Source organism: uncultured Thermosynechococcus sp., assembly GCF_937958135.1.
GTDB lineage: Bacteria > Cyanobacteriota > Cyanobacteriia > Thermosynechococcales > Thermosynechococcaceae > Thermosynechococcus.
Window position 1 is genome coordinate 1 of record NZ_CALGOG010000024.1, and the last position, 26443, is coordinate 26443.

Sequence of the window (26443 nt, forward strand, 5' to 3'; positions counted from 1 at the left end):
ATGACGATCGCGATTGGACGAGCGCCAGCGGAGCGGGGATGGTTCGACATCCTCGACGACTGGCTCAAACGTGACAGATTTGTCTTTGTCGGCTGGTCAGGCATTCTCCTGTTTCCCTGCGCCTACCTTGCCCTCGGCGGCTGGTTGACCGGCACCACCTTTGTGACCTCCTGGTACACCCACGGTCTGGCCTCCAGCTACCTGGAAGGCTGCAACTTCCTCACCGTTGCCGTGTCCACCCCCGCCAACAGCATGGGGCACTCCTTGCTTCTGCTGTGGGGGCCCGAAGCCCAAGGGGACTTTACCCGCTGGTGCCAACTGGGGGGTCTGTGGACCTTTGTTGCCTTCCACGGCGCCTTTGGTCTCATTGGCTTCATGCTGCGGCAGTTTGAAATTGCCCGCTTGGTGGGCGTCCGTCCCTACAACGCCATTGCCTTCAGTGCCCCCATTGCCGTCTTTGTCAGCGTCTTCCTCATCTACCCCTTGGGGCAATCCAGTTGGTTTTTTGCCCCCAGCTTTGGGGTGGCCGCCATCTTCCGCTTCCTGCTGTTTTTCCAAGGGTTCCACAACTGGACGTTGAACCCCTTCCACATGATGGGAGTGGCGGGGGTGCTCGGAGGTGCGCTGCTGTGTGCCATCCACGGTGCCACAGTGGAGAACACCCTCTTTCAGGACGGGGATTCAGCCAGCACCTTCCGCGCCTTTACACCGACCCAAGCGGAAGAGACCTACTCGATGGTGACGGCAAACCGATTCTGGAGCCAAATTTTTGGGATTGCCTTCTCGAACAAGCGCTGGCTGCACTTTTTCATGTTGTTTGTGCCCGTGACGGGGCTGTGGATGAGTTCCATCGGTGTGGTGGGTCTGGCCTTGAACCTGCGCTCCTATGACTTTATTTCGCAGGAGATTCGGGCAGCGGAGGACCCTGAGTTTGAGACGTTCTACACGAAGAACCTGCTGTTGAACGAGGGCATCCGTGCTTGGATGGCGCCCCAAGACCAACCCCATGAAAACTTTGTCTTCCCAGAAGAGGTACTCCCCCGTGGTAACGCTCTCTAGGGGATAGAGGGAATTATTCTTCCCCGCAGATCCCTCTCCGATTGGGGAGGGATTTTTGATGGGGTGCTGCCAGCTCAGGGAAACAGGGGAAGCTCCTTAAAAGATTTACCGTGGGCATCTTTAACAGAAAGGAGGGGTTCACCCTCAATTGGCCATCGAATGCCAACGGTCGGATCATTCCACAGCAGTGTATATTCGTCCTGCGGATTATAGTAATCCGTTGTTTTGTAGAGTACCTGTGCGGTTGGCGATTTCACCCAAAACCCGTGGGCAAAGCCAGCAGGAATCCACAGTTGCTGGAAGGTCTCAGCCCGCAGCCAAATCCCCAGCCATTGCCCACAGGTGGGGGAAGAGCGGCGTAAATCAACCACTACGTCGAAAACTTCCCCTTCCAAAACCCGCACGAGTTTGCCTTGGGGCTGCTGGCGCTGATAGTGTAATCCCCGCAGAACCCCTCGCCGAGAGGCGGAGTGATTGTCTTGGACAAAGGTAATTTCTAAACCTGTGGCCTCCCTAAAGACCCGTTGGTTAAAGCTTTCTAAAAAAAAGCCCCGCTGATCGCGAAAGACAGGGGGTTCCAAAAGGAGGAGGTCAGGAATGGCCAGCGGTTGGACTTTGAGCATGCATACCTCCTGTGACTTCTGCCCATACCTGCAAGAGATATTGGCCATAGCTACTTTTGCGCAGGGGTTGCGCTAGTTCATAGAGTTGCTCTGGGGTAATGTAGCCCTGATGCAGGGCAATTTCTTCTAGGCAGGCAATTTTGACCCCTTGCCGTTCCTCTAGAGTGCGAATGAAGCTACTGGCCTGTTGCAGCAGATCAGGGGTACCCGTATCCAGCCACGCATAGCCACGTCCGAGCAATTCCACCCGCAGTTGCCCCTTTTCGAGGTAGAGGCAATTGAGGTCAGTGATTTCCAGTTCCCCCCGTGCTGACGGTTGAAGCTGAGCCGCCAGATCGCACACTTGATGGTCATAAAAATAAATTCCCGGCACAGCATAGTTGGATTTGGGGACGGCTGGCTTTTCCTCAATACCGAGAACGCGACCGCTGGCATCAAACTCAATCACGCCGTACTGCTGCGGATTGGCCACCCGATAGCCGAAGATCATTGCCCCTTCCGTAAGTTGAGCTGCCCGTTGCAACTTCTCTGAGAGATCATGGCCGTAGAGAAGATTATCCCCAAGGGTAAGGCACACAGGTTCCCCCTGTAAAAAATCGCGCCCCAAGATAAATGCTTCCGCCAAGCCATTGGGTTGGGGTTGCACGCAATAGCTAAGGGAAAGCCCCCACTGGTGACCATCCCCTAGAAGCTTTTCAAAGAGATAGAGGTGCTCTGGGGTGGAAATAATGAGAATTTCCCGAATCCCCGCCAACATCAGAATTGAGAGGGGATAGTAAATCATTGGCTTGTCGTAGATGGGCATGAGCTGTTTGCTAACCACCTGTGTCAGGGGATAGAGGCGCGTGCCGGATCCGCCGGCTAGAATAATTCCCTTCATAGGCAACGGGCGAGAACACGACCATAGTGAGTTGCCAGCCAAGCACTGTAGTCGGCAGTGCGAGCCGCCTCAACCCACTCTGGGTGAGCGAGATACCACCGCACCGTTTTTTCTAGGCCGGTGTTGAAGGTTTCTTGGGGCTGCCACCCCAGTTCCCGCTGGATTTTGCGGGCATCAATGGCGTAGCGGCGATCGTGGCCAGGGCGATCGCTCACAAAGGTAATCAAGCTGCGGTAATTCAGATCAGACCGGGGCACAAGGGTTTGCAGGAGATCACAGAGGGTTTGCACGACCTCAAGGTTAGGCTTTTCGCAATTGCCACCAATATTGTAGGTTTCGCCCACCTGACCCCTTTGCCAGACGGTATAGACAGCGCGGCAGTGATCTTCAACGTAAAGCCAATCCCGCACATTTTGACCATCCCCATAAATGGGTAGCGGTTGCCCTGCCAGGGCTTGGCAGATCGTCAGGGGAATCAGTTTTTCGGGAAACTGGTAGGGGCCATAGTTGTTGGAGCAATTCGTTGTGAGTGTCGGCAGGCCGTAGGTGTGGTGGTAGGCACGCACAAGGTGATCCGAAGCCGCCTTTGAGGCGGCATAGGGACTATTAGGAGCATAGGGGGTGTCTTCTCGAAAGGGGGGATCTTCAGGGCCAAGGCTGCCATAGACTTCATCGGTGGAAATATGAATGAAGCGAAACTGCTCCTGTGTTCTTGTAGGTAACCGTTGCCAGTAGGCTTTGACTTCCTCTAGGAGATTTGCCGTCCCGACCACATTTGTTTGGATAAAGTCTTGGGGACTATTGATTGAGCGATCCACATGACTTTCGGCAGCAAAGTGAATTACGGCATCGGGCTGAAAGGCCTGCAATAGCTCTTGGACAAGAGGGCGATCGCCCACATCCCCCTTCACAAATTGATAGTTAGGCAGTTGCTCCAACATAGCCAAGGTGCCGGGGTGACAGGCATAGGTCACTTTATCCAGGTTGAGTACTGCCCCCCAACCCTCCGTGAGGGCTAAGCGCACAAAGTTGGCGCCGATAAAACCACCCCCACCCGTTACCAAAAACTTGCTCATGGGCATTGACACCCCCAGATTCTCGCTTGCATCATATCAAGACTAGACAACGATTCAAAAAAAAGACGTTTACTCAGGTTTTGCCTGCCGAGATTGACCAAGGGGGCGACAAGCCTCGCCGCATAGCGCAGACGGTGCAGCCGTACGATGGTCTCGTTGTCAATAATAGCCAAGTCGGCCTAGGGCAGGACATGCCGCAAGTAGCGCCTAGGGAGAGACGAGGAGCAAAACCCACCGCAGGAATCTCCGGTCTTTGGGCTGGGGAGGAGGCCAACTGAACTTGAAGGAATGCCAGCAGTTAATGCGGGACTTTCTTGCTCAGCACCCTCACCGCTGGTTTAAGGACAGTGGCAAGCTGGGTTCTCAGGAGGAAAAAATGTCCTAGGAGACAGGAATACGCGGCAGACGGTTCTTAAAACCACAGAGAATTTCCCAAGTAATTGTGCCGAGGGTGTTCGCCCACGTCTCCACAGTCAGGCAGTCTTCGCCATCTTCACCTAGGAGCGTGACGACATCACCTTCTTGCAAGCCATCAAGGTCACTAACATCGATCATCAGTTGATCCATCGTAATTGCCCCCACTTGGCGCACCCGTTTTCCCCGGACGAGGACTTCGAGCTTATTGGAAAGCAGGCGCGGTACCCCATCGGCGTAGCCAATACCAACAACGGCAATTTTCATCGGTTTAGGGGCAATGAATTGGTGACCATAGCTAATGCCCGTATGGGCGGGAATGTCTTTCAACAGGGTAATGCGCGATCGCACCTGCATCACCGGTCGCAGGGGCACGACCTCCCGTAAATGGGGAGCAGGATACACGCCGTAGAGGCTCAAACCAATGCGCACCATATCGTAGTGACTACTGCGGTTGGCCAAAGTGGCTGCCGAATTGGCCATGTGACGCCGTACCGACCCCAACCCAAGGCGGGCAAGGTCTTGGCACACCTGCTCAAAATAGGCCTGCTGCTGCCACATTAAACTGGGGTCAGGATCATCGGCACTAGCAAAGTGGGAGTAAATGCCTTGGATCCGCAGGTGGGGTAACCGCTGCACAAATTGGACAAAATTCACTGCGTCCTGCCACGGACAGCCCAAACGAGACATGCCCGTGTCAATCATCAAATGGACATCGAGGGGTTCCCGTAGATGATCGGCGTAATCAGAGAAAATCAGGGCTTGCTTGGGTGTAGAAAGGGTGGGCTGGAGTTGCCACTCGGCCATCATCTGCACCTGCACGGGCAAATTGACGGATCCCAAGACCAAAATTGGCGCTGTAATTCCCGCCTGCCGTAGAGCAATCCCTTCGGGAATGGTTGCCACCCCGAGCCAAGTCGCACCGTGGGCTAAAACGGTCTGAGCCACGGTTACAGCGCCATGACCATAGGCATCTGCTTTTACTACAGCTAAAAGTTCCGTGGTCGGTGCCAGCCACTGGCGAAGATGTTGGGTGTTGGCGGCCAAGGCCGCTAAATCAATTTCAATCCATGCGCGCTCACACTCATGGGAGCGGGTGAGCTGTTCCTGACTGAGCATTGTCTTTCCTGTCCTCACACCATCAACTCCCCAGTAGGGGGTAGCCAACCCTACAGCCACGGGTGTTCTGTGATTCAATGTATAGCACTCTATGTTCAGCGTTGGCGTCAATATTCGGTTCTTAGCAAAACCTGCTAGAGTGTCACTACAGCCCTTTTCTAAGACATTAGAGTCCATCAAAGGGATGCCTTGCTTCCCCACAGTGGCTCTCACGGTTTTGAGCGTGTTCCATCCCTGTAAAAAGCGCTAGATTGGCTGTGGTTGCCCTCTTTCTAATAGGGCAATGTCATTTTTGTTGGTGTGAGGTCGAGGTTCGAGTGGACAACTGGCACAAGACATCCCTAGGGCTAAATCCTCTGGGAGCAATTGGTGTGTTTGACAGTGGGGTGGGTGGCTTAACGGTTTTGCAGGCACTGCAAAGGCTCTTACCCCAAGAGGCATTTCTCTACTTTGGGGATACTGCACGGCTACCCTATGGCACCCGCCGCCGCAGTGAAATTCTCCAGTATGTGCGAGAAATTCTAACGTGGATGTACGGCCGCGGAATCAAGATGGCGGTGATGGCCTGCAACACCAGTTCAGCCCTGGCCTTGAGTCAGGTACGCAGGGAATTTCCCTTTCCCATTCTTGGTCTCATTCTCCCCGCGGCGAGGATGGCGGTTACCCTAGGAGAGCGCATTGGGGTTATTGCCACCCCCGCAACCGTCAAAAGCGGTGCCTATGGGCGGGCGCTTCGGGAACTCTCGCCAACAGTGGCGATCGCCCAAGTGGCTTGCCCTGAGTTTGTCCCTCTTGTGGAGAGTAATTGCCTAGAGGGCGATCGCGTCCATCGCATTGTGCAGCAGACCCTAGCTCCCTTAGCTGACTTTGCCCCCGATACTCTCATCTACGGTTGCACCCACTACCCCCACCTGCGCCATGTGATCGAGCAGTACTTGCCGCCCACGGTACATCACCTTGATCCTGCCCATGCTGTGGCCCGTGCCGCATTGCACAAATTAGAGGCTATGAATTTGGCCACTCCCTGCCCCCAAGGCCAGGTGCAATTCTATGTCAGTGGGAAACCCGAACACTTTGCCCACTTGGCCAGCCAATGGCTGGGATACTTGCCCACGGTGGAACACTTGCCCTTGAGTCTGTTAACTCAGCTCCCTCTGCCATTGGAGAAAACCGCCCTTGAGCCAGAGATCTCCGTGGTTGCGGCCAGTTAGGCACCCTAGGGAATTTTGGCACAATAGAACTATGCCCTGGGGCCTTGTTCTCTATTCACCACCCTTGGAGGATTCCCGTGAGTAGTACCAGTAACTTTCAAGAGGCGATTCGTGAGGCGCGCAGTCACGCGATCATCGGTCCCAATGTCATTCGCAATGCCCTGCCCTTTTTGGGGGGCGGCCTTCTGCTGACGGCGGTGGGTAGTTGGGGCGGTCTAGGTGTGCTGGCTGCTGCGCCCCAGCTTTTTATGCCCACGTTTGTGGTGGCCATTATTGCTGAACTTGTGCTCTTTTTTGTGGCGCAGGGAGCCGCGCGCAAAGGGAACAATGGGTTAGCCCTGCCTCTACTGGCCACCTACAGCTTGCTGTCGGGCTATACCCTCTCTGGATTGATTTATGTTGCCCTCAGTACCGTGGGCATTATGGGCATTGTCCTTGCCGCCGCAGGCTGTGGCATCACGTTTATGGCTGCCAGTCCCATTGGCTCCAATCTCTCAGAGCGCGATGGCTTTGCCCTGGCCAAGACGGTACAGCTGGGCATTATTGCGCTTTTGGTGGTCTTGGTTCTCCAGTTGGTTTTTAGCTTCTTTGGCGTCTTTACGCCCACGTTTCTAGAAATCGCGATTTCTGGCATCGGCGTGGTGCTCTTTGTAGGAGCTGCGGTGGTGGACTTTTTTGTCCTACCCCGCACGTACCGCGATGATCAGTATCTCTCTGCTGCTCTTTCGATGTACCTGACCTATATCAACCTGTTTATTTTTATCCTGCGGTTACTGATTGCCCTCAATCGGGAGCGCTAAAGCAGCAGGTGACACTGGGCATGATCCCGAAGCAGATGGTCACAGAGAACCAAAGCCACCATTGCCTCCACCATGGGCACCGCTCGCGGTAAAACACAGGGATCATGCCGCCCCTTTGCCGCTAAGACTGTTTCTTCGCCCGCCTGGTTCACCGTTTTTTGAGCCTGACCAATGGTGGCCGTGGGCTTAAAGGCCACCCGCAAAATGATGTTTTCACCGTTGGAAATCCCCCCCTGAACTCCTCCGGAGCGATTGGTGCGGGTGCGAATTCGCCCCTGTTCATCGGTGTAAAATTCGTCGTTGTGCTCTTGACCGGTGAGCAGGGTACCCGCAAAGCCAGAGCCAATTTCAAAGCCCTTACTGGCGGGCAGGGACATGACCCCCTTGGCCAGATCTGCTTCTAGCTTGTCAAAGACGGGGGAGCCTAGACCGACAGGCACGTTGCGCACCACACACTCAATAACGCCGCCAATGGAGTTTGCCTGCCGCCGAATTTCATCCACCAGGGCAATCATCTTTTCGGCAGTGACGGCATCGGGACAGCGCATGATATTGGCCTCAACGGCAGCGGCTTCTACGGTATCGGGATCAACGACGGCTTCAATGTCTTTGACCCGCTTGACGTAGGCAATGATTTCGGTGCCAGCGACTTGAGCAAGAATTTTGCGGGCGATCGCCCCCGCAGCTACCCGCCCAATGGTTTCCCGCGCTGAGGCACGCCCACCCCCTTGCCAATTGCGAATCCCGTACTTGCCGTCATAGGTGGCATCGGCGTGGGAAGGACGATAGACCTGGGCCATTTCGGCATAATCTTCGGGACGGGTATCCTTATTGCGCACCAAAACGGCAATGGGGGTACCGAGGGTTTTGCCCTCAAAAACCCCCGAGAGAATTTCACAGCGATCGCTCTCTTGGCGAGGCGTAGTCAGGCGACTTTGGCCAGGACGGCGGCGATCCAGTTCCTTTTGAATATCCGCCTCCGACAGTTCCAAGCGGGGAGGGCAGCCATCCACCACTACCCCCACACCGCCCCCGTGGGATTCACCAAACGTGGTGACCCGAAATAGATGCCCAAACGTATTCCCCATAGTGATCCTAGAATCTACGATGCGCTCACGCGAAAGGCCATACCACAGCCACAGGTTTGACTGGCATTGGGATTGTGGAAGCGAAAAGCCCCTCCCATTAAGTCTTCAATGTAATCTACGCGCAAACCCCGTAAAAGCTCAGCAGCGTTAGCAGCAATCGCGATCCTCCAGCCTTGGGACTCGGTGAGTAAATCCGTTGGCTCGGCCTCGGCCACAAGGGCCAGATCATAGCGCCAGTCACCGCACTCACTGGGTTGCACCTGAATCCGCAGAATTGCTGCCCGGCCGCCACTAATGCCGTGGGTCTGGAGACGTTCCAACTCTTGAATGGCTGCGGGGGTCAATTCCACCATTTTGCACAAAACTAGCGGGAATCACCAGTATATCGTGGTTTGAGGAGGTTGGTGAGCGCTGCTTTGGCGTTGGGGTACTCAAATTGAAATCCCATTGCCAGTGTCCGCTCCGGCAAGACCCGTTGCCCCTTGAGCACCACATCGGCACCTTCCCCCAGCAGCAGTTGAAGGGCGGGGGCGGGCACCGGTAACCACGAGGGGCGTTGCATCACCTCTCCTAAAACACGGCAAAAGTCGGCCATCGTCAGAGGCTCTGGGGCGGTGGCATTGTAAACGCCCTGCATTTTCGATTCATCCACGGCTGTGAGAATGAGGCGCACCAAGTCCTGCTGATGAATCCAGGAAAACCACTGCTGACCCGATCCCAGAGGCCCTCCGAGGTACAACTGAAAGGGCAACAGAAGCTTGGCCAGCGCCCCCTGCTCCCCCAAGACAATGCCAAAACGGAGGATCACTAAGCGCACCCCCAAGTCTGTCACCCCTTGGGCCGCTGCTTCCCAGTCCACACAGACCTTGGCCAGAAAATCCGTCCCCGCGGCATGGGTTTCGACAAATGTTTCGGTCTCACTGGTGCCGTAGTAGCCAATGGCCGAGGTGGATACCAATACCTGTGGCCGCTGTTGACATTGGGCGATCGCCTGTACCAGTTGGCGCGTCCCCACCACGCGACTCTCGTAGATCTCCTGTTTGCGCTGAGGTGTCCAGCGACCATTGGCTAGGGGTTCGCCCGCGAGGTTGATCACGGCATCTGCGCCCTCTAGGGCAGCAAACCAGTCACCCGCTGCTTTTGGGGTATAGCCAATGCACTCCACACGGGGAACGCTTGCCAATTGTTTAGCCGCCCTTGCAGGGGAGCGCACTAAAGCAACGACTCGATCGCCGCGATCGCTCAACGCTTTGACCACCTGCTGGCCAACAAAGCCGGTGGCACCGGTAACAACAACCTTCATAGATTCCTAGCCATGGGTTACGCTGGACGTCTTTGAATCAAGAGCCGCCACCAGCGGTTGCCACTCGGTGCCGTAGCGTTCCCGCAGAGCCTGCCAAGCGGCCACTTGACCGGCGGCGTATTCACCGGGTTTGCCCCACTGCAAAAAGGCACTGAGAACGGACTTTTCATTGCTATCGAGAAAGCGGATGGCATAGGTGGGAAAATTGCCCCGCTTCGCCTGACCCTCCTCAAAGCGGATTTTGGCCACCTGATCCATATTCAGGTGAAACTCAAAGTCCTCTGTGTGCATGTTGGCATAGCGCCCCTTGGGCAGTTCAGCATAAAAGACCTTGCTGAGGGGCGATCGCACCTCCAAAACCGCCACCTCATTGGTGACCACAAGGCGCAGTAGCCCCAGTTGCTCACAGTCACTGAGGAATTGCTGAAAGGAAAGAGAAGTATCGGACATAGTTGGTGGAGTTGCTAGGGGATTAGCCATGCGTGCTTCTTCCACTGTGGCGCACAGCGGATGCCGATGCAAGCTTGGGGAGTTCGCTCTCTATTTCGCCTTGGCCAAGTGCAGCACCACCCCCAGACCCGCACCCATATCCTCTGGAGTGACTTTGCCATCGTGATTGGCATCGAGGGCATCAAACACTGCATCGCTTCCCAGCCATTCTTCGCGGGTAATGATGCCGTCGCCATCGAGGTCATAGACATGGAAGAGTTCTTCTGCCGCATGGGTGAGGATTTCGGCGCCTTCAAGGCGGGCTAGTCGCCGTGCCAACAAGTCTTCAAGGGTTTCCAGCGCCTTAGTAAAGCCCTTAATACCCTCCTCTAGTTTTTCACTGGCCATCTCGTCGGCGGCATGCATCCGGCGGAAGGTGGTTTCATCCATAGAGACCCTTTCAATGTCAAGGGTAGCGGCAATGGCTGGATCAAGTTTGCGCTGGAGTTCGCCCTCGGTGTTTTGCAACTCTTGGAGGAGCGCGGGTGAAATTGTCAGCAGATCACAGCCCGCCAGTTCGATAATTTCGCCAATGTTGCGGAAGCTGGCCCCCATGACTTCCGTGGGATAGCCGAATTTCTTGTAGTAATTGTAGATTTTGGTCACAGACCTCACCCCCGGATCCTCAGGGGCAGGGTACTCGGCGCGACCGGTTTTTTTCTTGTACCAGTCGAGGATGCGACCGACAAAGGGGGAGATGAGGGTCACGCCCGCCTCGGCGCAGGCGATCGCCTGGTGAAAGCCAAACAGCAGCGTTAAATTGCAGTGAATGCCCTCTTTTTCGAGAATTTCGGCAGCGCGAATACCTTCCCAAGTCGAGGCAATTTTAATCAGAACGCGATCGCGCCCTACCCCTGCCGCCTCGTATTGGCCAATTAAGTCCCGCGCCTTTTCCACCGTGCCCGCCGTATCGTAGGAGAGCCGCGCATCCACTTCCGTTGAGACCCGGCCGGGAATAATCTGCAAAATTTTCAAGCCAAAGGCTACCGCCAAGCGATCCGCCGCCAGGGAGACAATCTCACGGGGAGTGGCACCCGACCCCAAATCCGCCTTGGCTTTGAGCAAGGTTTCATTCACAATGGGCTGGTATTCCTTCATTTGGGCCGCGGCCGTAATCAACGAGGGATTCGTGGTGGCATCGCGGGGGGTAAATTTTTCAATGGCGAGGATGTCACCGGTGTCTGCCACCACAACGGTCATTTGTCGCAACTGTTCCAGCAAGTTCATGGGACAAGTCTCCCAAACATGTCCCTTTCATTATCGTTCGCCAGCCCAAGGGTCGGGGAAAGCAGCGTAACAAAGCGCAATATCATATCTCCTCTGTGGGCTATTTAGGTGTAATCAATAGCTGCGATCAATGAGTGACCAGCCTTGGGTCTCTACCCGCGATCGCCAGGACTGCCACTGCTGCTGCAGTTCTTGTGCCGTTTGCGGCGTATTGAGGTGATTGCGCCAAAGAATTAGGGCATCCTCTTCGGGATTCTGGTAGTAACGGGGACGCCGCCCCACCACTTCAAAGCCAAAGTGCTGATAGAGCCGTTGCGCAGCTTCATTGCTGGCCCGCACTTCCAAAGTTGCCCACCGGCGATCGCCCCCCCGATGTCCCAGTTGCAACAGCCGACACAGCAGTAACCCCCCTAACCCCCGCCGTCGGTACTGCGGATGCACCATTAACAGCACAAGGTGCAATTCATCGGCAATGCCCCAGCTCACGCCACACCCCCACACCTGCGCAGGGCTGGCCACCACCAACAGCGTGTGCTGTGGATTTTCTAATTCGCGGGTGTATTCTTGGTCAGACCAAAAGCCCCCCAAACACACCTGATCTAGGTGAACGATGCCATTCAGATCCATCATCGTTGGGCGTCGTAATTCTAATTGCCCCATTGCCATTGCCTGGAAGGGAGAGTGCTATCATGCAAAGGAAATAGTACCGTGTCGCAGCACCATGGCAGAAGAAACCCCCACCAAACCCGCGAAAAAGGAAAAGCCCCCTGCCGTTGAAGAGAAACCTTTTGCTGAATTCATCAACGAAGCCTTTTTACCTGCTCTTGAGAAAGCCCTCAGCAGCAAAGTAGGGGAGGTCACCCTACGCCTAGAGGGGAATACCGTGATTGGTGAGTGGGGCAAGGGAATGTACCAATTTCGCCTCTACTTCCTAGAGGGGGATATCCAAGGGCCAAAGGCCTTTGTCTGTAGCAGTGGCGGTATTGCCCCCAGCACCATTGAGCCATTTTTGGGGGATGAACGCAAGGTAACACTGGATTTACTGGTCTTTGGCGTGATGCAGCGCCTGAACGGCCAAAAATGGTTAGGAGGCAATTAGACCAAGATGGGAACAGCAATTCAAGTGGGCGATCGCGCCCCGGACTTTGAACTGACCGCTAGCGACGGCCGCAAGGTCAAGCTCTCCGATTTTCGGGGTCAAAAGAACGTCGTCCTCTACTTTTACCCCGCTTCAGAAACCCCCGGCTGCACGATTCAAGCCTGTGCCTTCCGCGATGCCTACAGTGTTTTCCAAGAACTGGGGGCTGAAATCATTGGCATTAGTGGTGACCCCGTGGAGCGACAGCAGGGCTTCCAGAAAAACCACCAATTGCCCTTTCTGATCCTCAGTGATCCGGGCAATAAGGTTCGCCAGCAGTATGGCGCCTCTACCCTCTTTGGCCTTCTTCCCGGACGGATTACCTATGTCATTGACAAAGAGGGGGTGGTGCGCTACGTGTTTGACTCCATGCTCAATTTCAAAGCCCATGTGGATGAGGCTCTCAAGATTTTGCGCCAGTTGGCCAGTGCCACTGCCTAAAACAAGAGGAGCGATCGCAACTAGAGCTGCATTACATTGCAGTCGTGACTCCTCCCCCAGGCGGGGCACATCTCCTTGCGCAGGCCCTGAAGCCCGATGGGCAACTCCAACCGAGCCAAAACTACCGCCGGACATTGCCACTGCCGGGGGGTGCCGATACCGATGATCGCTGTGCCTTTATCTCTGTTAGTGGCGTGATTTCGCGGCTGCAGGGGGCGACGGATTTGCTTCATCAACTTCTAGGGAGCATTGCCCAAGCACCCCTAGTACAATAAAAAAGAATGAGTTAGCGCGGTGGTTGCGGGAGGTAACACCTCCTGAGGAAAGTCCGGGCTTCCGAAAGACCAAGCTTGCTGGGTAACGCCCAGTGCGGGTGACCGCGAGGATAGTGCCACAGAAATATACCGCCGATGGAGGGAAACCTCACAGGCAAGGGTGCAACGGTGCGGTAAGAGCGCACCAGCAACACCGTGAGGTGTTGGCTCGGTAAACCCCGGCTGGAAGCAAGGTGTGCTAGCGCCAAGGAACCAGGGTTGGTCTTTTTCCCAGTTCTTTGCTAGCCAGAGCCGCTAGAGGCACTTGGTAACAAGTGTCCCAGATAGATAACCACCCTTTGAACAGAACCCGGCTTACGTCTAACTCATTCATTTTCAAAATCCCTTGTGAGGATGTGCCCTTGAGTCTTTGCCCCCCCTGTTTGGATCCTCTATGGTGAAGCTGGGTTATCTTGGCCCAGTGGGCACCTACAGCGAAGAAGCCGCTCAAAGCTACGCCCAATGGCAGCACCGGCAGGGCAAACCCGTGACCCTGATTCCCTTGACGACGATCGCCGGCTGCTTGGAGGCGTTAGCGACCGGAGAATTGGATTTGGCTCTAGTGCCCAGTGAAAATTCCGTTGAGGGCAGTGTCAACATTACCCTCGATTCCCTGTGGCGACTGAATACATTGCACATTCAGCACGCCTTTATCCGCCCCATAGTCCACGCCTTCGTTGCCCAGACTCAAGAGCTAGGCCACATTGAAGCGGTCTATTCCCATCCCCAAGCCCTCGGTCAGTGTCAGCGCTGGTTGCAGGCGCATCTCCCCCATGCCTGCCAGTGCCCCGTTACCTCTACTGCCGAAGGGCTGCACTATGTTGCCCAGTCATCGCGGGTGGGCGCAATTGCTTCCGTGCGGGCGGCGCAACTGCATCAACTGCCCATTGTGGCGACAGAAATTCAGGATATTGCCGACAACTGCACCCGTTTTTGGGTTGTCAGTCGCCAACAGGGGGAAGGCTGGCCCAAGGAGGGGGATACCCACACCTCCATTGCCTTTAGCCTCAAGGCCAATGTGCCGGGAGCCTTGCTGAAGGTGCTGCAACTGTTTAGCGATCGCCAGATAAACCTCAGCCGCATTGAATCGCGCCCCAGCAAGCGAGCCTTGGGGGATTATCTGTTTTTTGTTGACCTCGAGGTGAATGGTCGCCCTGAGGTAGTGGTTGATTGCCTTTTGGCTCTCAAGGAAGCCACGGATGTATTGAAAGTCTTTGGGAGTTATCAGTTTCTAGACCTGGGAGAATAGCTTAACCATGCGTATCGGTGTCCCCAAGGAAATCAAAGATCAGGAATTGCGGGTGGGCTTGACCCCCGATGCAGTGCACAGGTTACGAGAGCGCGGCCATGAAATTCTAATTCAGGCGGGAGCTGGGGAAGGTGCCGGTTTTAAGGATCTAGACTACAAAGCGGCGGGAGCGAAAGTGGTGGTAACGGCAGAAGCTGCATGGGATGCTGATTTGGTCATCAAGGTCAAGGAACCCCTGCCCCCTGAATATGGCTATCTGCGCCCCGGTCAACTGTTGTTTACCTACCTCCACCTTGCCGCCAATCGCGAGTTGACGGTGACCCTCATGCAGTCGGGCGTGACTGCCATTGCCTACGAAGCCGTAGAGGAAACCCAAAACGGCCAACGCCATTTTCCCTTGTTGACGCCCATGAGCAAAATTGCCGGACGTCTGGCAGTACAGTTTGGCGCTCGCTTTCTAGAGAGTCCCCAGGGCGGTCGGGGTGTGCTGTTGGCAGGAATTCCGGGCGTGGCACCAGGGCGAGTTTTGGTGTTAGGGGCAGGGGTAGTGGGCACTGAAGCGGTGCGCATGGCAGTGGGACTGGGCGCCCGTGTCACTGTCGTGGATATCAATGTGGAGCGGCTTTACTATTTGGAAACCCTCTTTGGTGACCGCGTCGAGTACCTGTATAGCACGCCGGAACTCATTGCTTATTTAGTACCCCTCAGCGATCTGGTGATCGGCGCTGTTTTGGTGCCGGGGCAGCGACCCCCCTGCTTAGTTCCGGAGTCGGCAGTATCAGACATGCCCCTGGGGGCGGTGATTGTGGATGTCACCGTGGATCAGGGGGGCTGTGTAGAGACGATTCGCCCCACCACCCACTCACGACCGGTTTACAGCGCCTGTGGGGTGATTCACTGCGGTGTACCCAATCTGCCAGCGGCGGTGCCGCGCACGGCCACCCAAGCCCTCACGAATAGCACCTTGCCCTATATCCTTGCCCTTGCCGATGCCGGCGATCGCGCCCTTGAAGCAATTCCTGCCCTAGCAAAAGGCCTCGTTATCAAGGATTACCAACTGGTTCATCCCGACGTGCGGGCTGTCTTTCCAGACCTCTAGGGAATTTTGCAAACACCTTCGCAGAAAAATAAAATAAAAGTGCTGAATCTCGTGTTCAGCTGATTCAATGGAAACAATTGCAAAAAGAATGACAGAACGGCAATAGCAACGTTACAAAGTAAAACACAAGGGGGGCTGTAAAGACGTAGCTATCGGCGCGATCCAAAATGCCGCCATGGCCGGGAATCAGTTGACCAGAGTCCTTGACGCCGGCATCCCGTTTCATCATTGACTCTGTTAAATCCCCCAGGAGGCTGGCAATGCCAATCATGAGGCCGAAGATGGCGCCCAACAGCCAAGGCAGTGGCCAGCCAAGGGAATGTGCTCCCCAAAGGGCAACCCCTAAACTCCCTAGAACGCCAAACACTGCCCCTTCCACAGTTTTCTTGGGACTGATGTGGGAAAGGCGGGTGCGGCCAAAGAGCTTGCCAACTGCATAGGCACCAATGTCCGCTGCCCAAATACAAACAAAGGCCAAGAGGGTCATCTGTAACCCCAAGGGCAAAGCGGTGAGCCGAAACTGCTCTGGCCAAAATCCCCCCAAAGGTAGTGTTGCCTGTTGCTCTAGCCCCCGCAGACGCACCCAATAGCTTGGCAAATAGCCGCCGTAAAACAGCCCCATGATTGAGGTGGAAATATCGGCAATCGAGGCCAGCTTGGGTTGAAATAGCAAGTAGAAGCAAATGAAAGTACCTGCCACGGGAAATACAGCATCCGCAAGATCTGGCCGCAACAAACAGGTGATGAGAAGTACTTGACTGACTACGAGGGTGGTTTTGGCCGCTGGCGCACTCCCCTTAGCGCGAGCCAGTTCAAAGTATTCCAGTTGACCGAGATAAATCAGTGCCCCAATGCCCAGACAAAAATACCAACCCCCTAGCACGGTCATCAGTAGCGCGAGGGCGATCGCGACAAGTCCACTGGCAATGCGGATCCAGAGCATGGTGGTAGGGGCGGTGATGAGGAAAGGGGGGTACATTGGGCTGCGCGTTCAGTGTCTGCGTAGAGCGTCCAAGGAACGATCGCCGCTACATTAAAAAGCTTAATCTAAATTCACCAACGTTAAGGGAATATTAACAGGTCTGCCCTAAAACAGGAGGCATGGCCCTGTCCTTGGCAAGCTATAACGGATTAGGGAACATCGGAGGGGCAAAGGCGTCATGAAAAGCGATTGGTCTGAGGTCAATTGTATCCATGACATCCAGTCTTCCCCTTCCTTGGACGCGTGTTGAGGAGATCAGTGCTCGGGTGACGCTGCCGCTGACAAAACTTACACCCCAAGAGTTGGTTATTCGCTGTCAAGCCGGCAGAACCCCAGATCGTGCTGCTTTTACTGAACTGCTGCGACGATACCAATCCCATGTGGAGCGAATTATCTATCATCTTGCTCCCGACTGGGAGGATCGCGCCGATCTTGTCCAAGAAGTCTGGATTCGGGTCTATCGCAATATTCACAAATTGCAAGATGCCAGCAAATTTCGAGGTTGGCTCAGTCGCATTGCCACCAACTTGTTTTACGATGAGTTGCGCAAACGCAAACGCCATCAACCGCCCCTTTCCCTGGATGCGCCCTTGAAAACCCAAGAGGGTGAAATGAATTGGGAACTTGCCACCAGTGATACCAGTCCCGACGACCGGCTGCGCACGGATGAATTCTATGATCAATTACGGCGGGCGATCGCCAACTTACCAGAAGCCTTTCGGACAACCATTGTACTTCGGGAGATTGAAGGCCTCTCCTACGAAGAAATTGCCCAAATCACCGGAGTTTCCCTCGGCACCGTGAAATCGCGAATTGCCCGCGCCCGCCAGCGACTCCAACTAGAACTACAACCTCACCTCGATCTCCCCTCAGCCTAATGCGAATCACGCCTACCCTTTTCCTCCACGGACAACCCCCTATGATGGACGAACTTGATCCCTGCAAACACGATACCTTTGAACTCTTGAGCGCCTACCTTGATGGTGAAGTGACGGCGGCAGAACGGCAGCAGGTGGAAGCATGGCTCGCCACCGACCCCGCAGGACAACGCCTCTACCAGCGACTCCTGACTCTCAAACAGCAGATGCAAGAGCTGCCCGTACCCCTGACCCCCTGTCCGGCGGATCAGTTGGCGGCCCAAGTAATTGCTAAGGCCAATCGCCCCCGTCGTATTTGGGTCTTAGGGAGTGCTGGGGCAACACTAGCTGCATCCCTTGTGGCAATGCTTACAGGTCTCATTCCCAATCCCTTCCCTAGTCTGCCTGTGGCTGTTACTAGCCCTGCCCGTCTTGAGCCGGCACCATCTCCTTTACCGATTGAGCCAACAGCAGTGGGTTTGATGCTCAGTCTCGACCGTCCCCCCGTAGCTATTCCGGTGAGTGAAACGGCTCCTGCGGTGCTGCCAGAACCCCAGGCAGAATCAACGACTAACCCCCCAAGCCAGGAATAATCTCCGGCTTGAAGGGACGCTCTAAAAGACAATTGAGAGCTGCTTGGGGCGTGAGATTGCCAGCAAGAACCGCGTTCACCATGGTAGTAATGGGAACCTCTAACCGGTGTTGTTGGGCATAGGTGCACAGAACCCATGCAGTGTTTACCCCTTCGGCAGTGCCTTTTGTCAAGGCTAGAGCCTGGGAGAGAGATTTCCCCTGGGCAAGGTGCCACCCCACTTGATAATTGCGACTGAGGGCACTGGTGCAGGTGGCAAGGAGATCCCCTAACCCAGAAAGACCGTAGAAGGTTTCCACTTGTCCGCCCCAGTGAGTCCCCACCCGCACCATTTCTACGAGTCCTCGGGTAATCAGGGCAGAGCGGGCATTGACGCCAAGACCGAGACCATCATTGACGCCACAGGCGATCGCAATCACATTTTTGAAGATGCCCCCCATTTCAACGCCCCGCCGATCCTCATTGCTGTAGAGGCGAAACGTGGTACTACCTAACCAGTCCTGCACTTGCTTGGTAGCTACTGAATGCCCCCCCACTACTGCTGCTGCCGGGAGTCCCTGCTGAATTTCAGCCGCCAAGTTGGGTCCCGAAAGCACAACCAGATCGTGATGCGGACAGTAAGTTTGCCAAATATCCGCCGCCGTGGCAAAGGTTTCAGCTTCTAGACCCTTGGTGGCACTGACAAAGATGATGCCCAAGGGGGGGTGAAGAGCGGCAACTTGAGTAGCAACTTCCCGCACCGCTTTGATGGGGAGAGCCGAAACCATTAACTGAATATCTTGGAAAAGCGCAGCCGAAAGTGGGCCTTGCGATCGCCCCCAACAGGAAACCGTGCAGCCCTGTTGCTCGAATAGGTATGCCAGTGTCTGTCCCCAATGACCCAGGCCCAAAATCAATACCCTTGGGGACATACCATCCCCATCCTAGGGGGTAACCGTTAAATTTTGGAATTGTTGCTGCTGCCGTTTGCGAAAGGCCTCTGCTTGCGCATTGAGATTTTCCATTTGATCTGCGACCACTTCGTTGGGATCGCGACCATCCATCAAACGCAGCCGATTCATCAATCCCGGCAGAGAAAAATTGCCATTCTGGGGATTGAGAATGGTGCCTAGATCATTGGCATTGCCGTTTTGTTGCCAGCCCTCCAGGGGGTTATTGGGGCTTGCAGGCTGGGCAAGGGCTATACTTCCCAAATTGAGAGTTAGTGCAGCAAGGGCAAGACCGCTCAGGTGGCGAGGTGTCATGGGTCACTCCTCAAAATTGCGCTAGGAATGCAGACGATAGGATGGCCCAATCGGTGCCGCAGTGAAAAGGGCTGTACAGGAAATTATACCAAGTCTTTGCCTAAGGATTGCAGAAGTAGCACTGACTGGGATCGGCGACAGTTGCCGTCACAGGGACTACTTGTTCATACAAACAGCGTTGACAGCGATAGCGGTTGGCTTTGATGGCGCCGGTGGGTGCCCCACATAGCCCACAGGGTAGCCCCGGCAGTTTCTCGCAGGCCACAAACCCCGGCCAACCACACTGCGGACAGCCCTGAGCCATGGCTTGAACGAGCTGAGCAGCAGCTTGAGCAATCACCTGCATCCGTGTGGGGTTCATGTGGGCACGCATGTCAGTTTCTAGGTGGATTCTGGGGCTGTAGGCTTGCAGGGTGGCGATCGCCCTTTGCAACTGTTCCTCGCTTTGCATCCCTTTGAAAATTGGCGTATTGGGGGGCGGATTAGCCTGCGCCATGGCAATCAAACCATGCTCTGGAAAGCCCACCCGTGCCCCAAAGGCCAAGGCCTCTTCAAGATCACTCACGGTGGCATGGTTAAAGTTCGTTTCCAGGGAGAGCACCTCCCCCCGCAAGACAAGGTCATGGCGGCGATCCACAAGGAGAATCAGTTCGCGATCGCTCGGCAGCAGCGGAAATTGCGGATGGGGGCCAAAGCTCCCTTCACTGGCAAGGACTAAGTCTGCATCCATTTGCGCGAGCACCGCTTCTGCCTTGGCAAGCGCCGCCTCCTCTTGGGTACCCGTCCGGGGAATTTCACGGCTAAAGGTGCCAAAGCGATCGCTATCAAAGTCTGGCGCCACAATCACGCTTACCCCTAAGGAAGCCAGAGCAGGAGCAATTACCTGTTCTTTGCCGTGCTTGGTGGCAAGAATTGCCGTGCGTCCTTGAAAATAGGCATCGGTGGGTCTAAACTTCACCGCCCAAGTAGGCCTCAATCACCCTAGGATCGTTTTTAACACTGAGGGGATCCCCCAGGGCAATCAGTTGACCAAAATCTAGAACCGCTAGGCGATCGCACAAACTCATTACTAAAGGCACATGGTGCTCAATGAGAATCACCGTCAGTTCAAAGGTCTCCTTGAGGCGGCGAATTAACTCACAGAGGTCTTGCTTTTCCTTGGGATTCATACCCGCTGCCGGTTCATCTAACAACAGCAGTCGGGGTTGCAGTGCCAAGGCACGGGCCAGTTCAAGGCGGCGTTGTTCACCATAGGGCAAATTGCCCGCTCGCTCGTGGCGACGTTCATAGAGATTTACCCAGTGGAGAAGTTCCTTGGCGCGGTTCTCCAAGCGCTCCTGCGCACGACGTACAGGCGGTGCTCCCCAGAGGTTTGCCCAGAAACTGGCAGGGGCATGGAGATGCTGGCCTAGGCGCACATTCTCCCAAACACTTAGCTCTGGAAAGAGGCGGATATTTTGAAAAGTGCGGGCAATGCCCAATGCGGCAATCTGGTGGGGTTTGAGCTGGTGGAGGGGCTGCTGCTGAAACTGAATTTGCCCTGCGGTGAGAGGAATTAACCCCGTCAGCAGGTTAAACAGCGTCGTTTTACCGGCACCATTGGGGCCAATAATGCCGAAAATTTCGCCCCTTTCGACGCTAAAGGAGACCCGCTCAACGGCCTTGAGGCCGCCGAAGTAGCGGCACACATTCTCTAGAGTCAGGAGTGGCTGTGACATCTAGGGGTGGGTTGGCGGCAGTTTCTCAAAGGCTTGGTAGACCATGCGGGAGACTTGGCGAATGAGTTCACTGCCTCGGGGATCATTGTAGGGGCGTTTCACCATCATTGCCGCCACATAGCGCTGACCATTGGGCATATCCACCATCCCTGCATCCCCCACCACAATACCAATATCTCCGGTTTTGTGGGCAATGGTGGCCCCTTTACCCAAACCCGCAGGCAAGAGGGTCTTGGTGACCGTGCGCCGCATCATATCCAGCAGGCGATCGCGACTACGGGGCGAGACAATCTCCCCTTGAGCAATTTTTAGCATCAGGGTGGCCAAATCGCGGGGGCTGGTGGTGTTCGTGCCCTGCATATCCGGTAGCGGATTGTGGATCACCGTGTTTTCCAACCCCCATTCCCGAAACTGCTGGTTGAGCACAGCTGCGCCTCCCAGGCGATCAATGATCATATTCGTGGCTGTGTTATCGCTAATGGTAACCATTAACTCTGCCACCTCAAGGACGGGATACTGGGAATTTGGCTTTTGGTATTGCAATGTACCGGCCTCAGGGGCAATGAGATCGGGGCGCATCGTCAGGCGTTCATGGAGCGTGACTCGTCCCTCGTCCACCGCCTTGAAAAACGCCACAAGGATGGGAAATTTAATCGTAGATGCCGCCGGAAAGACCTGATCCCCACTTACATTGAGGGAGGCGCCGGAATCTAGGTTAAAAAAGTACAGCCCCGCTGTCAGATTGGGTTGACGGGTCACCAGTTGCTGAATTTGCCGTTGTAGGGTTGTGAGGGGACGTTCCGGAGGTAGGTTGGGCGTTGGCGTTTCGGGAGCGATCGCCTGACCGGCAGTTGTCTGTGGGGATAATGCCTGAGGCTGCAATACAGACAGCAGCGTTCCTACCGTTGCAGCAAGAGCCACCACACTGACCCCGAAGCGCAAAGTCATTAAAAACAGATTGGGACGGGGCGGTGTCGTGCTAGAAGTGGGGGGCGTTGCTGGATGCGGCAGGGAGGAAAGACCGGAAGACCGAACCATTGAACGAGACTGAGCAACCATGCCATTTACCCTAAAGGAAAGGTGTCCGAAGAGATCGTGGCTGCGTGCTGAATCGCCCACTCCACCTGATGAACCATGCCCCGCAACAGCGCCACTTCGGCATCCGTGGGGTAGGCGCGCCCCAGGAGTGCACGCACCTTGGCCATGCGACTGGCAGCCGTATGGGGATGCAAAAAACCAATGCGGAGCAACACCCGCTCTAAATGCTCATAAAACCCCTCCAGGCGCTCAAAGGGGACGGCAGACCCTTGGGGAAAAGTTCCTCCCCTGTCGCAGGCCGTTAACCACAACTCATAGCAGCATACGGCCACAGCTTGCGCCAGATTCAAAGATGGATAGGCATTGGCCGTAGGGATTTGCACTAAACCCTGGGTGCACTCTAATTCCGCATTCGTCAGTCCCCGATCCTCACGCCCAAATACCAGTGCCGACTGAGGCACGGCCAAGAGTTGAGGCGCTGCCTGACGGGGAGGCCAAAGGGGTAACGCTAAATCTGCCACCTCTCGTCCTACTGTGGCAAAAACCCGCTGACAATCGGCCAGAGCTGTCGTGAGGGAATCCGTAATCTCAGCTTGCTGAAGCACATCCTCTCCATGAACCGCCCAGCGCTGGGCTAACTCTCCCTTGGGATCACAGCGGGGACGGACAATCCACAACTGCTGTAGTCCCATATTTTTCATCACACGGGCAATGCTGCCGACATTGATTTCCCCTTGGGGTTCAACGAGGACAATGCGCACCGACGGCAGAGTATCCACGCTTGTCTGCTGAGTCAAAACAAAAAAATAATTAACCTTTTCTAGATAATTTTAGAAGACTTTCTGGCTTCTTCTCAAGCCTTGAGAATTAGAGCCTTTGCCGCACTTCTAAAATTTTTAACAATGGTTTAGAAAATGCAACATTGGCAGCGCAATTCTTAGCGCCATCATTAAAATTAAAGCTAATTTTTGAGAAGTAACCCCTACTGCCTTAGCCTAGGAAGTTCAGGGCGGATTTCCTAGGGATAAATTTCCACGATTCTCTTGGAGACTTCGACGAATTTAATCGTGTTCCCTCTTGATGAAAAAGGGTAGGGGGTCTGGTTTGATGGTGTGGTCTTGAAGGAGTTAACCCATGTGGCGTCTTATAAGCTTGCATTGGCCTAAGCTAAGTGCTGTCGGTCTGCTGTACTGCGCTTTAGCTGCCGGCGTAGGTTATCTTACGAACCTACAACTGGATGAAATGCACAATCAAGCAAGACATCAGGCAATACCCCTGCACTCGTACTATAGCCTGAATGATCTCACTCCCTGAGTCAAGAGGCCTTGGCTTCGAGGGGAGAATCCTCCGTCAGGCCAATTTCCCGCTTCAGGAGTTCCACTGACTGGGGATCAATGTAGCTTTCGCAGCAAATGAGACGGGGAATGCGAATCAATTCATGGCGAGCTGCCGCAATGGCTGCTTTAACCCGTTCCCCACTGGCGCGATCGCTAATGATTGTGTGGGCACGGTGGACAAGAGCATTGAGCTTATAGCTATCGTTGGCTTGGGCTGTGACCACGAGGAGTTCATCGCCCCGCAAACTGTGGATCATGACTTCAGCAACACCAAGGGTACCGGAACTCAGGCTGACCAACCCCAAGCAGGAGCCTTTCGGCAATTGCTGTACCACTTCCAGTTCCCGCTGGTAGTTGTAGATGTCGATGAAAAATACCCGCACGTCCTTATCGCGCGTGATTGCTTCCGTCATGCTGGCAAAATAGCGCACGGTAACGACGGTTGCAGAGGTATCCCCCTCAAGGACGGTTTCCAAGTCTTCAAGAAAGACCAATTCTACAGGAATCGGCAGCAGTTGTTGCAGTTCTTGAACAATTAGTTCGCCAGCCCCTTGATCGTGGCGGGGCACGGTTACCAAGATTCTCACCCCGGCTTTCTGGCGGGCATCGAGTTCAGCGAGGAATAACTCCCGAATTTGACTGAGGGAATAGCCCATTTCCAGAAGGGTATCCACACTTTCTTGGACAATGCGGTGGACAGGGACAACGGCGGGTCGGCGTTGGCGGGGACGGGTTTCCTCTTGGCCGAGGGCGCGCACATAGATACCAGACCCCACTTGGGGCACGACTAAACCAGCGGCTTCAAGGCGTTCGTAAACTTTGCTGATGGTGTTGCGGTGCAGACCGGTTTGCATGGCAAGCTGCCGCGTACTGGGCAAGCGATAGCCGGGGGGAAACTGCCGTGCAGCGATCGCAAAACTAATTTGATTAAAGAGCTGAGTCGAAGCAGGAATTTCGCTATCCGGTTGGATGTGGAATTGAACCATAGCTTTTCTTTTGCCAATCAGAGACTGTCCTTGGGGGATACGCTCTCCTTGGTGTGGCTATGCCAGATGCAAAACCTACCCCCAATCGCTGCATAAATCGTCACGGTTAGTGAGTAATTTTACCGCACCGGTTCCCTATTGTCCTGTGCTTGATAATAGGGCGCTGTCACAGGGTCACCACCAAGTTGTCGCGATGGACAATTGTATCGGCACCCGCATAGCCAAGGATGTTGGCTAATTCTGTGGACTGTTGCCCCTGCACGCGGCGAATCTCTTCACTGCTGTAGTTGACGAGGCCACGGGCAATTTCGGTTCCTGTGGGATCACAGAGCTTGACGGCATCTTGGGCTTGAAACTCCCCTTCAACCCGGGTAATGCCGGCGGCCAAAAGAGATTTACCGCCAATGGTAATGGCTTTTACAGCGCCGTCATCCAGCCACAACTCGCCTTTGGGAACGAGGGCACGGGCAATCCAGCGTTTGCGGGCATTGAGGGTTTTGGGACGGGGTTCAAAGTGGGTGCCTATGGGTTCACCCGCAAGGATTTTGAGAAGGTTAGTGGGCGATCGCCCATCGGTAATGACAGTGCGCACCCCGGCTTCTGTGGCAATCTCCGCGGCTCGAATTTTTGTCGTCATGCCCCCGGTGCCCCAAGGGGAGCCGGCAGCCCCAATTTGAATCGTTTGGGTTAACTCGGCTAAGGAGACCACCCGCTCAATGGGAACGGCTGTCTTATCAATGCGCGGATCTGCTGAGTACAGGCGATCGACATCTGTAAGCAAAAAGAGCCAGTCAGCCTCCACAAGGCTAGCCACAAGGGCTGAGAGGGTATCGTTGTCGCCAAACTTGAGTTCATCCACCGCCACGGTATCGTTTTCATTGACGATGGGGATCACCCCTAGCTCAAAAAGCGCTTGAAAGGTGTTGTAGATATTCAAGTAACTTTGGCGATCCACAAAGTTTTGCCGTGTGACGAGGATCTGGGCAATGGGCTGGTGGAGCACTGAAAAGAGGTCGTCATACATGCGCATCAAGTGTCCTTGACCTACGGCTGCTACCGCCTGCTTTTGGGCTAATTGTTGGGGACGCTCGCTCAGGCCCAAGCGCACGGCACCCACACCTACGGCCCCGGAGGAGACGAGCACCACGCGATCGCCCCGCCGTTGACAATGACACAAGACCTCCACTAATTGGGCAATGGTAGCCAAGGCCAGATTCCCTTCTTTGCCCCCCGTTAAGCTCGATGTGCCAATTTTGACGACCAGTGTTTGTGCCATGGGGAGTGGGAACGCAGGTTGTCTTGTGGGTATAGGATGAGGAGCAACGTGCTCATTGTATCGCAGTGGGAGACGGCGGATGAACTCAGGGTTTTGGTTCCAGGTGCTGGAAACCTGTCAACAGATTCAACAGGTGGTTGCCCCCCAGTTGCTGGCGTGGTCAGGGCAGTCCCCCAGCGATCGCAAAGCCGATGGCAGCCTTGTTACCCGCGCCGACCTTTGGGCCGATCGGAAAATCACTGAGATACTGCAAGAGCGCTTTCCCCACCACGGCTGTCTGAGTGAAGAGGGCAACCATACCTATGGCGGTGAACAGTGGTGTTGGATCATTGATCCGATTGATGGCACGACCAACTATAGTCATGGTCTGCCCATTTGGTGTATTGCCCTGAGTTTGCTCTACCAAGGCACACCCGTATTTAGCTATGTGCACGTTCCCGGCCTTCGGCAAACATTTCATGGCTTCCATCAAGCCCCGGATCATGCCAATGGTGCCTATTTGAATGAAAAGCCCATTCACGTCAAGGTCAGTGAGCCAAATTCCCAGACGTTTTTTAGTCTCTGTGCCCGCAGTACCGATGTGCTCAAGCGTCCCTTCCCCTGCAAAATTCGCATGCTGGGTTCTGCCAGTTATAATTTGCTGACCGTTGCCGCTGGTTATACCCTCGGTGCTGTAGAGCGCACACCTCGCCTTTGGGATGTCGCCCCCGCTTGGCCGATTGTCCATGCCGCTGGTGCCCACTGGCAATGGTTAGATGCGCCGCAATCTGGGCAAAGACTGTTTCCCCTTCAACCGGGTCATGAAGCCGGGAGTCGCAGTTTCCATACCCTAGTGAGTGCCAGTGCCAGCTTGGGGCAATTTTTTGCCGCGTACATTCTCTAA

30 protein-coding genes and 1 other RNA gene are annotated in these 26443 nt (G+C 55.0%); 12 read left to right on the top strand and 19 right to left on the bottom strand.

Annotated elements, in window-relative coordinates; translation table 11 throughout:
* A partial coding sequence (gene psbD / locus Q0711_RS03315; protein WP_298617504.1) for a photosystem II D2 protein (photosystem q(a) protein) occupies positions 1 to 1059 on the top strand: 1059 nt, incomplete at its 5' end.
* A gap of 74 nt (positions 1060 to 1133) precedes the next feature.
* On the opposite strand, the gene rfbC is transcribed toward psbD, so the two are convergent.
* The 4 genes from rfbC to alr form a co-directional block, all read right to left on the bottom strand.
* The gene (gene rfbC / locus Q0711_RS03320) at positions 1134 to 1682 is read right to left on the bottom strand and encodes a dTDP-4-dehydrorhamnose 3,5-epimerase (RefSeq protein WP_298976810.1); all 549 of its coding nucleotides are present in this window, start codon (positions 1680 to 1682) and stop codon (positions 1134 to 1136) included.
* Positions 1651 to 2562: a glucose-1-phosphate thymidylyltransferase RfbA gene (rfbA, locus tag Q0711_RS03325; RefSeq protein WP_299041587.1), complete on the bottom strand. Its 912-nt coding sequence runs from the start codon at positions 2560 to 2562 to the stop codon at positions 1651 to 1653. Before rfbA ends, rfbC begins: the two co-directional genes overlap by 32 nt.
* A complete protein-coding gene (gene rfbB / locus Q0711_RS03330) occupies positions 2559 to 3638 on the bottom strand; it encodes a dTDP-glucose 4,6-dehydratase (protein ID WP_298612406.1) in 1080 nt (359 codons plus the stop codon). The genes rfbA and rfbB overlap by 4 nt, the downstream gene beginning before the upstream one ends.
* Before the next feature lie 381 nt (positions 3639 to 4019).
* On the bottom strand, positions 4020 to 5171 hold the full coding sequence (gene alr, locus Q0711_RS03335; protein WP_298612403.1) for an alanine racemase: 1152 nt from the start codon (positions 5169 to 5171) through the stop codon (positions 4020 to 4022).
* A 371-nt stretch (positions 5172 to 5542) separates the two neighbouring features.
* On the opposite strand from alr, the gene murI reads away from it, so the two are divergent.
* A complete protein-coding gene (gene murI / locus Q0711_RS03340; protein ID WP_298616946.1) occupies positions 5543 to 6382 on the top strand; it encodes a glutamate racemase in 840 nt (279 codons plus the stop codon).
* 77 nt (positions 6383 to 6459) lie between these two features.
* Positions 6460 to 7182, top strand: a complete 723-nt coding sequence (locus Q0711_RS03345; RefSeq protein WP_298612397.1) for a Bax inhibitor-1 family protein — start codon at positions 6460 to 6462, stop codon at positions 7180 to 7182.
* On the opposite strand, the gene aroC is transcribed toward Q0711_RS03345, so the two are convergent.
* The 6 genes from aroC to rimI form a co-directional block, all read right to left on the bottom strand.
* Complete coding sequence (gene aroC / locus Q0711_RS03350) at positions 7179 to 8270, bottom strand: chorismate synthase (RefSeq protein ID WP_298612394.1); 1092 nt, start codon at positions 8268 to 8270, stop codon at positions 7179 to 7181. The two genes, Q0711_RS03345 and aroC, sit on opposite strands and share 4 nt — an antisense overlap.
* Before the next feature lie 14 nt (positions 8271 to 8284).
* Entirely contained in the window at positions 8285 to 8623 is a 339-nt protein-coding gene (locus Q0711_RS03355) for an iron-sulfur cluster assembly accessory protein (RefSeq protein WP_298612391.1), read from the bottom strand.
* Positions 8624 to 8634: 11 nt separating this feature from the next.
* A complete protein-coding gene (locus Q0711_RS03360) occupies positions 8635 to 9573 on the bottom strand; it encodes a TIGR01777 family oxidoreductase (protein WP_298612388.1) in 939 nt (312 codons plus the stop codon).
* Between the two features lie 6 nt (positions 9574 to 9579).
* Positions 9580 to 10023, bottom strand: coding sequence for a ChuX/HutX family heme-like substrate-binding protein (locus Q0711_RS03365; RefSeq protein ID WP_298612385.1), 444 nt, complete (start codon positions 10021 to 10023; stop codon positions 9580 to 9582).
* Positions 10024 to 10113: 90 nt separating this feature from the next.
* Positions 10114 to 11289, bottom strand: a complete 1176-nt coding sequence (locus tag Q0711_RS03370) for a transaldolase (RefSeq protein WP_298612382.1) — start codon at positions 11287 to 11289, stop codon at positions 10114 to 10116.
* A gap of 114 nt (positions 11290 to 11403) precedes the next feature.
* On the bottom strand, positions 11404 to 11949 hold the full coding sequence (gene rimI / locus Q0711_RS03375; RefSeq protein WP_298616945.1) for a ribosomal protein S18-alanine N-acetyltransferase: 546 nt from the start codon (positions 11947 to 11949) through the stop codon (positions 11404 to 11406).
* 61 nt (positions 11950 to 12010) lie between these two features.
* Here rimI and Q0711_RS03380 point away from each other — a divergent pair, with 61 nt between their 5' ends.
* The 6 genes from Q0711_RS03380 (at position 12011) to ald (ending at position 15530) form a co-directional block, all read left to right on the top strand.
* A complete protein-coding gene (locus Q0711_RS03380; protein ID WP_298616944.1) occupies positions 12011 to 12388 on the top strand; it encodes a DUF2996 domain-containing protein in 378 nt (125 codons plus the stop codon).
* Positions 12389 to 12394: 6 nt separating this feature from the next.
* Positions 12395 to 12868: a peroxiredoxin gene (locus tag Q0711_RS03385; protein ID WP_298616943.1), complete on the top strand. Its 474-nt coding sequence runs from the start codon at positions 12395 to 12397 to the stop codon at positions 12866 to 12868.
* Positions 12869 to 12912: 44 nt separating this feature from the next.
* Positions 12913 to 13143, top strand: coding sequence for a hypothetical protein (locus tag Q0711_RS03390; protein ID WP_299041591.1), 231 nt, complete (start codon positions 12913 to 12915; stop codon positions 13141 to 13143).
* 7 nt (positions 13144 to 13150) lie between these two features.
* An RNA gene (gene rnpB / locus Q0711_RS03395) (RNase P RNA component class A) lies at positions 13151 to 13515 on the top strand.
* A gap of 61 nt (positions 13516 to 13576) precedes the next feature.
* A complete protein-coding gene (gene pheA / locus Q0711_RS03400; RefSeq protein WP_298615849.1) occupies positions 13577 to 14431 on the top strand; it encodes a prephenate dehydratase in 855 nt (284 codons plus the stop codon).
* A 7-nt stretch (positions 14432 to 14438) separates the two neighbouring features.
* Positions 14439 to 15530 (top strand): alanine dehydrogenase, encoded by a 1092-nt coding sequence (ald, locus tag Q0711_RS03405; protein WP_298615847.1) that lies wholly within the window; start codon positions 14439 to 14441, stop codon positions 15528 to 15530.
* Between the two features lie 64 nt (positions 15531 to 15594).
* Here the strand turns inward: ald and Q0711_RS03410 are convergent, their stop codons facing one another.
* Positions 15595 to 16473: a phosphatidate cytidylyltransferase gene (locus Q0711_RS03410; protein ID WP_298615853.1), complete on the bottom strand. Its 879-nt coding sequence runs from the start codon at positions 16471 to 16473 to the stop codon at positions 15595 to 15597.
* A gap of 251 nt (positions 16474 to 16724) precedes the next feature.
* Here Q0711_RS03410 and Q0711_RS03415 point away from each other — a divergent pair, with 251 nt between their 5' ends.
* Together Q0711_RS03415 and Q0711_RS03420 are read left to right on the top strand one after the other, a co-directional pair.
* Positions 16725 to 17390 (top strand): sigma-70 family RNA polymerase sigma factor, encoded by a 666-nt coding sequence (locus tag Q0711_RS03415; protein WP_298615845.1) that lies wholly within the window; start codon positions 16725 to 16727, stop codon positions 17388 to 17390.
* A 41-nt stretch (positions 17391 to 17431) separates the two neighbouring features.
* The gene (locus Q0711_RS03420; RefSeq protein WP_298615843.1) at positions 17432 to 17962 is read left to right on the top strand and encodes a DUF4880 domain-containing protein; all 531 of its coding nucleotides are present in this window, start codon (positions 17432 to 17434) and stop codon (positions 17960 to 17962) included.
* Here the strand turns inward: Q0711_RS03420 and Q0711_RS03425 are convergent.
* From Q0711_RS03425 to proB, 8 genes are all read right to left on the bottom strand, one after another.
* Positions 17940 to 18872 (bottom strand): NAD(P)H-dependent glycerol-3-phosphate dehydrogenase, encoded by a 933-nt coding sequence (locus tag Q0711_RS03425; RefSeq protein ID WP_298615840.1) that lies wholly within the window; start codon positions 18870 to 18872, stop codon positions 17940 to 17942. The two genes, Q0711_RS03420 and Q0711_RS03425, sit on opposite strands and share 23 nt — an antisense overlap.
* Before the next feature lie 12 nt (positions 18873 to 18884).
* Complete coding sequence (locus Q0711_RS03430) at positions 18885 to 19205, bottom strand: hypothetical protein (RefSeq protein ID WP_298615838.1); 321 nt, start codon at positions 19203 to 19205, stop codon at positions 18885 to 18887.
* A gap of 100 nt (positions 19206 to 19305) precedes the next feature.
* Complete coding sequence (locus Q0711_RS03435; protein ID WP_298615836.1) at positions 19306 to 20163, bottom strand: DUF6671 family protein; 858 nt, start codon at positions 20161 to 20163, stop codon at positions 19306 to 19308.
* Positions 20153 to 20923, bottom strand: a complete 771-nt coding sequence (locus tag Q0711_RS03440) for an ABC transporter ATP-binding protein (protein ID WP_298615834.1) — start codon at positions 20921 to 20923, stop codon at positions 20153 to 20155. Before Q0711_RS03440 ends, Q0711_RS03435 begins: the two co-directional genes overlap by 11 nt.
* Complete coding sequence (locus Q0711_RS03445) at positions 20924 to 21982, bottom strand: serine hydrolase (protein WP_299041597.1); 1059 nt, start codon at positions 21980 to 21982, stop codon at positions 20924 to 20926. It abuts the gene before it with no gap.
* Positions 21983 to 21987: 5 nt separating this feature from the next.
* Positions 21988 to 22740 carry an RNA methyltransferase gene (locus tag Q0711_RS03450; RefSeq protein WP_298617849.1) on the bottom strand — a complete coding sequence of 251 codons (753 nt, stop codon included), beginning with the start codon at positions 22738 to 22740 and terminating at the stop codon, positions 21988 to 21990.
* 536 nt (positions 22741 to 23276) lie between these two features.
* A complete protein-coding gene (locus tag Q0711_RS03455) occupies positions 23277 to 24284 on the bottom strand; it encodes a GntR family transcriptional regulator (protein ID WP_298615828.1) in 1008 nt (335 codons plus the stop codon).
* Between the two features lie 166 nt (positions 24285 to 24450).
* On the bottom strand, positions 24451 to 25560 hold the full coding sequence (proB, locus tag Q0711_RS03460; protein ID WP_299041600.1) for a glutamate 5-kinase: 1110 nt from the start codon (positions 25558 to 25560) through the stop codon (positions 24451 to 24453).
* A gap of 79 nt (positions 25561 to 25639) precedes the next feature.
* On the opposite strand from proB, the gene Q0711_RS03465 reads away from it, so the two are divergent.
* The gene (locus tag Q0711_RS03465) at positions 25640 to 26443 is read left to right on the top strand and encodes an inositol monophosphatase family protein (protein WP_298615822.1); all 804 of its coding nucleotides are present in this window, start codon (positions 25640 to 25642) and stop codon (positions 26441 to 26443) included.